Source organism: Tenacibaculum maritimum NCIMB 2154 (assembly GCF_900119795.1).
Classification (GTDB): domain Bacteria; phylum Bacteroidota; class Bacteroidia; order Flavobacteriales; family Flavobacteriaceae; genus Polaribacter; species Polaribacter maritimus.
This window is the reverse complement of sequence record NZ_LT634361.1, coordinates 611,033-617,500: the sequence shown is the minus strand read 5'-3', so window position 1 is coordinate 617,500 and position 6,468 is coordinate 611,033. Positions and strand designations below refer to the sequence as shown.

Below are 6,468 nucleotides of genomic sequence, written 5' to 3'. Positions count from 1 at the left end.
CCTCCGGTTACTTAGATGTTTCAGTTCACCGGGTTTACCCCTATTGCTAGGTGACATGTCTTCAACATGACGGGTTGCCCCATTCGGATATTTGCGGATCTTAAAATATGTGCTTCTCCCCGCAACTTTTCGCAGCTTATCACGTCCTTCATCGTCTCTGAGAGCCTAGGCATCCGCCATACGCCCTTATTTAGCTTATTGTTCTTTTGCTCTAGTGATTACACTAGAACGAGCTCTTTATATTTATTTATTTTTTTATAAAAATATCTTGTTAATCTTAAGATTAACACTCTATCTTGATTCTTTACGATATCATTTTACCAATATGTCAATGAACGTTTTCAGATTTACATCTGATTGTGGAGAATATCGGAGTCGAACCGATGACCTCTTGCGTGCAAGGCAAGCGCTCTAGCCAGCTGAGCTAATCCCCCATATGAAATTTAGATTATAAAATCCTCAATCTTGTAATGTTGAATCCTCTAACTTCCAGAATTTCCTTTTTTTTTCTAAGTCTTAATTTTGTAGTCTCGGGCAGACTCGAACTGCCGACCTCTACATTATCAGTGTAGCGCTCTAACCAGCTGAGCTACGAGACTGTCTAAGACAGCTTAAGCATATAAATACACTTAAATCATTCTCTTTTTTTTTAAGATCTTAGTCTATATTTTAAAATTAACAGCAAAGAGTAAAACTTCCTTTTGTAACTCACCATCTTTCTCTAGAAAGGAGGTGTTCCAGCCGCACCTTCCGGTACGGCTACCTTGTTACGACTTAGCCCTAGTTACCAGTTTTACCCTAGGCGGCTCCTTGCGGTGACCGACTTCAGGCACCCCCAGCTTCCATGGCTTGACGGGCGGTGTGTACAAGGCCCGGGAACGTATTCACCGGATCATGGCTGATATCCGATTACTAGCGATTCCAGCTTCACGGAGTCGAGTTGCAGACTCCGATCCGAACTGTGATATGGTTTGTAGATTCGCTCTCTGTTGCCAGATGGCTGCTCATTGTCCATACCATTGTAGCACGTGTGTAGCCCAGGACGTAAGGGCCGTGATGATTTGACGTCATCCCCACCTTCCTCGCGGTTTGCACCGGCAGTCTCGCTAGAGTCCTCAGCTTTACCTGCTAGCAACTAACAATAGGGGTTGCGCTCGTTATAGGACTTAACCTGACACCTCACGGCACGAGCTGACGACAACCATGCAGCACCTTGTGAAATGTCCGAAGAAAAAGCTATCTCTAGCCCTGTCATTCCACATTTAAGCCCTGGTAAGGTTCCTCGCGTATCATCGAATTAAACCACATGCTCCACCGCTTGTGCGGGCCCCCGTCAATTCCTTTGAGTTTCAATCTTGCGATCGTACTCCCCAGGTGGGACACTTATCACTTTCGCTTAGTCACTGAGACATTTCCCAACAACTAGTGTCCATCGTTTACGGCGTGGACTACCAGGGTATCTAATCCTGTTCGCTCCCCACGCTTTCGTCCATGAGCGTCAGTAAATACGTAGTAGACTGCCTTCGCAATCGGTATTCTATGTAATATCTATGCATTTCACCGCTACACTACATATTCTATCTACTTCCGTATTACTCAAGTCAACCAGTATCAAAGGCAGTTCCATAGTTAAGCTATGGGATTTCACCTCTGACTTAATCGACCGCCTGCGGACCCTTTAAACCCAATGATTCCGGATAACGCTCGGACCCTCCGTATTACCGCGGCTGCTGGCACGGAGTTAGCCGGTCCTTATTCTTACAGTACCGTCAAATACCTACTCGTAGGTACGTTTCTTCCTGTATAAAAGCAGTTTACAACCCATAGGGCAGTCTTCCTGCACGCGGCATGGCTGGGTCAGAGTTGCCTCCATTGCCCAATATTCCTCACTGCTGCCTCCCGTAGGAGTCTGGTCCGTGTCTCAGTACCAGTGTGGGGGATCTCCCTCTCAGGACCCCTACCTATCGTTGCCATGGTAAGCCGTTACCTTACCATCTAGCTAATAGGACGCATAGTCATCTTCTACCGATAAATCTTTAACTTTAAAACGATGCCACTCCAAAGTATTATGAGGTATTAATCTTCATTTCTAAAGGCTATCCCTCTGTAGAAGGCAGATTCTATACGCGTTACGCACCCGTGCGCCGGTCGTCATCTGTAGCAAGCTACAATGTTACCCCTCGACTTGCATGTGTTAAGCCTGCCGCTAGCGTTCATCCTGAGCCAGGATCAAACTCTTCATTGTATAATCTTTAATATTATGAATGAATAAGTTTCAAAAGAATTACTTTATTATATAAAGTGGTTATTCTACTCTTTGTTTACGCTGTCAATTTCAATATTTTCAATGAACTTATTATTCTAATCTTTATGCAAACTAAAATAATCTCTTGTAGAAATGTTAGACTCGAACTAACTGATTTTTTTATTCAAAATCTTCCAAATTTTCTTGAACGTTACTCTCTTTTAGAAAGCGGTTGCAAATGTATAACCTTTTTTAAAACTGACAAACTTTTTTCTGAAAAAGTTTTTTTTAAATTTTAAAAGCTAAAAAATCAACTCCTCGTTATTAAACAAGCGCAAATATAAAACTTTTAAATCTCTCGAAACAAACGTTTTTTAACTTTTATTTAAACATCTACAAACCCAATCTCTCAATGATCTTTGCTAACTTTGCTTATTTGCCCGTTAGCGGCTGCAAATATAGAAACTATTTATACAATAACAAGCCTTTTTTTGCCCTTTTTTATGCAATACAACGCAACTTCATAGAAAACAACACCTTATAGAAGCAAAGTTTTTTATTGTTCTTTATTCCTATCTTGTAAAAATTACATTTACTAGCTATTTCTTCTTCTTTTTAGAGCGTCTTCTCATCTTTGAAAACATCTCTTTATACGCACTTACCTCTATATTCCCTCTTTTATTCGTCAAAATTTCCATACATCTTAACCCAAGTGCTTTTCTTTACTTTTAATAAGTAGAACGAGTAATTAGATTTACTCGAGAAGCATTAGGATATAATAATCCTAAAACAACCATATTTTATACTCTTGTTGGTACAACTAGTCTAGAAAAAATTAAAAGATCCTTTGGACGATTTTAATATTTAACTTATTTTGGTTTAAATAAAGATGTACTTTATGTATCTATAAAAACGTTATGTCTAATTAAAACAAGTCTCAGATTATAATGAGTAAAGAATTAGAACTATTACAAACAGAATTAAATAATAGCTTTCCTGAATTAATTAAATTAGAAAGGAACATCCTTGTTCCTCAACCAGAGCCCTTTTCTACCTCATATGATCTTTTATTAAAAAATGAAATTAGAAGTTGTACAATCTCATTATTTGGGAACGAAAAAAGTTATAGGTACATTTTCGAATGGGATAATTGCTCAATATTTGAAATATTTAGTAACGACGTAAAAAGACTTGGAAAAATTATATTGGATTGGGTATTAAAAAAATCTATGCCATCTAAAATGACAAATCAATTTCCTGAAATACAATTTGGTTTGCTTGCTGAATACTATGAAAAGGGAGAAGGAATAAAAGGTGAATTTATAGAGAGCTGGAATTCAATCGAAGAATTTTATTGCAGTTTTTCTGATAGTTGGATATCAAATGGAAAAGATGCTCTAAGATTGATTAAAAAAATGAGGAAATTAGGCCTTGATGCAAAACTCAGGGCTGGACAATCTTTATGGTCTTTTATTTTATCAAGGTCAAGAAGGCACGGTTTAAAAGAAGATGCTTCTCACGTAGAAATTACTTTTCTTGGTGATAATAAAATGTCAATAAAATCGAATCTTAATGGAAAAAAAACGAGTTTGGAAAGTAAAGTAGAATATGGAGAATATCTTCAGGGCCAGATCAAATATTTGCTAAAAGAAAAAATAGAGTAAAAAAACATACCAATTTGTATATATGCATTACTGGATACAAACGTACCATACACTAAACGTCAGCAAACATTAAAACCTAATCTATGAAAGGAATTTACATAACAATTATATTTTCTATTTTCTTAAACTGTTCTTCAATGCGAAAAGCTATTAAGGAAACAAAATGCCCTAAAATTTACAAGAATAAGTTTACGGAAATTTTGAATAAAAAATATGTTACTATAAATAATAAAGACACAACAAAAATTAATGAAATAAGATATGAATGCGTTTATTCTCCATTTTACACACACAAAGTGATGTTTGATAAATACGGAAAATGGGATAAGGAAATTTTTCCGAGTGACAAAAATCACCCAATACTAATATGGAATAATATTGACCTCTTACCAAACGGAAAAAAATATACTGTTCTGACAACTGGTCTTGAGAATTGGAAATATATTTACGCATCTGTCATGGTATTAGACGAAAAAGAAAGAGATGCGTTAACGAAACAAAATGAAGAAAAAATTGCATTAACAAACTTTTTTGGAGAACTTATAAAAAACCATAATCCTGAAAAAAAGACTTTTACGAGGTTTATTGGAAAGTAATTGACCCAAAACGTTGGAAACAAATTAAACAATACCAAAAGAATGAATAATATTTACTAGCAGTGGTAACTGTTACACAAATACTAAAAAATCTAACTATAGATAAAAAATAAGTCTTTTAAGAGCCCTTTTAGTAAAACTAGTTACCATTAAAGAATGCTTTTAAACCATTCCAGTATGTTATAAAAGCTAAAAATTAGTTTATAGAAACTGGAATCTAATAGCACAGGGAACTCGAATGACCGTTGAGTTCGCTGTTTTTTTAAAAACACTTGATCAGTATCAAAGCTAATGATTGCCATACGATTGCTAGTTTTTATGGGCTTAATGGTAAAAAACTACAACGCCAGTTTAAAGATTATTTAAGTGATTTTAAATAGTGGAAGGAAAAATCACATGCCAAAGATTGGTTATTATTCCCCGAGAATATAGAAAAACAACTTTCTACTGATGAAGTCGCTTTATCTAAAGGAGAACTCTATACTATTATAACTAACAAAAAAGCCAAAGGCAAGGCAGGAAGTATTGTAGCTATCATTGCAGGAACTAAGGCGGAGCAAGTAATCCAATATCTTTATAAAATACCAAGTGTTAAACCTAATAAAGTCAAAAAAATCACTTTAGACATGGCGCATTCCATGAAATTAGTCGCTAAAAGATGTTTTCCTAAATCTGTGCAAGTCACAGATAGATTTCATGTACAGAAATTAGCCTTAGATGTTTTACAAGATATCCGTATAAAACATCGTTGGGAAGCCATAGACCAAGAAAACAACCAAATAAAAGAAGCTAAAAAAATAACAAAGCATACACTACTAAAACTTTTACTAATGCAGATACTTTAAAACAATTATTAGCAAGAAGTAAATATTTATTATATAAATCCAAAAATGATTGGATACTAAAACAACAGCAAAGAGCTAAAATATTATTTAAAAACTATCCTGATATTAAAAAGGCATACAGCATCTGTCAAAAACTCAAAAATCTGTTTAATAACAAAACTATAACCAAGGATATAGCCTATACCAAGCCAGCACATTGGTTTAAATAGGTAGAGGAATCAAAATTTAAAGCTTTTAATATTGTAGCCAGCTCTATTAGTTTAAATTATCAATCTATACGCAACTATTTTGACAACCGAAGCACAAACGCTTCCGCGGAATCCCTCAATGCAAAGGTAAAAGCATTTAGAACACAATTTAGAGAGGTGAGAAATGTAGAATTTTTCTTATACAGATTAACTCAGGTTTTTACTTAACCACAACTTTTGCGATTGATCCGAGAATATCTTATAATAAGATCTATTTTTAAAACATAAAAAAAGTGTCTCAATCAAACTGAGACACTTTTAAAATTAATTTTAAAAAAATATTATAGAGCAGCTACATGTTTAGCTAGCTTAGATTTTAAATTTGAAGCTTTATTCTTATGAATAATATTGTTTTTAGCTAATTTATCTAACATAGAAACAACTTTAGAAAACATTCCTTCTGCTTCTTTTCTATCTTCAGTAGCTCTTAATTTTCTAACAGCATTACGTGTTGTTTTGTGCTGATATTTATTTCTTAAGCGCTTAGCTTCATTACTTCTTATTCTTTTTAACGCTGACTTATGATTTGCCATTTTCTTAACTTCTTATGTTGTTTATAAAAAACTTGTAGTCCGTACGGGAATCGAACCCGTGTTACCAGGATGAAAACCTGGCGTCCTAACCCCTAGACGAACGGACCATTTTTTTGATTTCGGATGCAAATGTATAATTATTTTTCTAATCTTACAACATCTTTTAAATCTTATTTTTTAATATTTTTTTTACTTTTAAAAGTAAAAGAACTTGTAGTCCGTACGGGAATCGAACCCGTGTTACCAGGATGAAAACCTGGCGTCCTAACCCCTAGACGAACGGACCATTTTGCTTTCTTTGCGATTGCGGGTGCAAATATATAAACTCTTTTTAATT

4 protein-coding genes, 4 tRNA genes, 2 rRNA genes and 1 pseudogene (1 of these 11 running past the window's edge) are annotated in these 6,468 nt (G+C 35.0%); 4 read left to right on the top strand and 7 right to left on the bottom strand.

Features of this window, described 5'->3' with window-relative positions; genetic code table 11:
• From MARIT_RS02900 to MARIT_RS02885, 4 genes are all read right to left on the bottom strand, one after another.
• Window positions 1-201, bottom strand: a 23S ribosomal RNA gene (locus MARIT_RS02900) (it extends 2,678 nt beyond the left edge of the window).
• A 159-nt stretch (window positions 202-360) separates the two neighbouring features.
• A tRNA-Ala gene (locus MARIT_RS02895) sits at window positions 361-434 on the bottom strand.
• A 91-nt stretch (window positions 435-525) separates the two neighbouring features.
• A tRNA-Ile gene (locus MARIT_RS02890) sits at window positions 526-599 on the bottom strand.
• 126 nt (window positions 600-725) lie between these two features.
• A 16S ribosomal RNA gene (locus MARIT_RS02885) occupies window positions 726-2,245 on the bottom strand.
• Together the 16S and 23S rRNA genes with 2 tRNA genes alongside form the textbook arrangement of a ribosomal RNA operon.
• Before the next feature lie 947 nt (window positions 2,246-3,192).
• Here MARIT_RS02885 and MARIT_RS02880 point away from each other — a divergent pair.
• From MARIT_RS02880 to MARIT_RS16225, 4 genes and pseudogenes are all read left to right on the top strand, one after another.
• Window positions 3,193-3,909, top strand: a complete 717-nt coding sequence (locus MARIT_RS02880) for a hypothetical protein (RefSeq protein ID WP_024742552.1) — start codon at window positions 3,193-3,195, stop codon at window positions 3,907-3,909.
• Between the two features lie 83 nt (window positions 3,910-3,992).
• Window positions 3,993-4,505 (top strand): hypothetical protein, encoded by a 513-nt coding sequence (locus MARIT_RS02875; protein ID WP_157926170.1) that lies wholly within the window; start codon window positions 3,993-3,995, stop codon window positions 4,503-4,505.
• 428 nt (window positions 4,506-4,933) lie between these two features.
• Complete coding sequence (locus MARIT_RS16230) at window positions 4,934-5,350, top strand: transposase (RefSeq protein ID WP_317042298.1); 417 nt, start codon at window positions 4,934-4,936, stop codon at window positions 5,348-5,350.
• Between the two features lie 53 nt (window positions 5,351-5,403).
• Window positions 5,404-5,766, top strand: a pseudogene (locus MARIT_RS16225) (transposase).
• Window positions 5,767-5,879: 113 nt separating this feature from the next.
• Here MARIT_RS16225 and rpsT read toward each other — a convergent pair.
• The 3 genes from rpsT to MARIT_RS02855 form a co-directional block, all read right to left on the bottom strand.
• A complete protein-coding gene (rpsT, locus tag MARIT_RS02865; protein WP_024742250.1) occupies window positions 5,880-6,131 on the bottom strand; it encodes a 30S ribosomal protein S20 in 252 nt (83 codons plus the stop codon).
• A 35-nt stretch (window positions 6,132-6,166) separates the two neighbouring features.
• Window positions 6,167-6,238: transfer RNA gene (locus MARIT_RS02860), tRNA-Glu, on the bottom strand.
• A 107-nt stretch (window positions 6,239-6,345) separates the two neighbouring features.
• A tRNA-Glu gene (locus MARIT_RS02855) sits at window positions 6,346-6,417 on the bottom strand.
• Between the last annotated feature and the right edge of the window lie 51 nt (window positions 6,418-6,468).

Bases quoted from the DNA above. Each gene is read 5' to 3' on its own strand.
- MARIT_RS02880 (WP_024742552.1), top strand. From the start codon at position 3,193: ATGAGTAAAGAATTAGAACTATTACAAACAGAATTAAATAATAGCTTT.
- MARIT_RS02875 (WP_157926170.1), top strand. From the start codon at position 3,993: ATGAAAGGAATTTACATAACAATTATATTTTCTATTTTCTTAAACTGT.
- rpsT (WP_024742250.1), bottom strand. From the start codon at position 6,131: ATGGCAAATCATAAGTCAGCGTTAAAAAGAATAAGAAGTAATGAAGCT.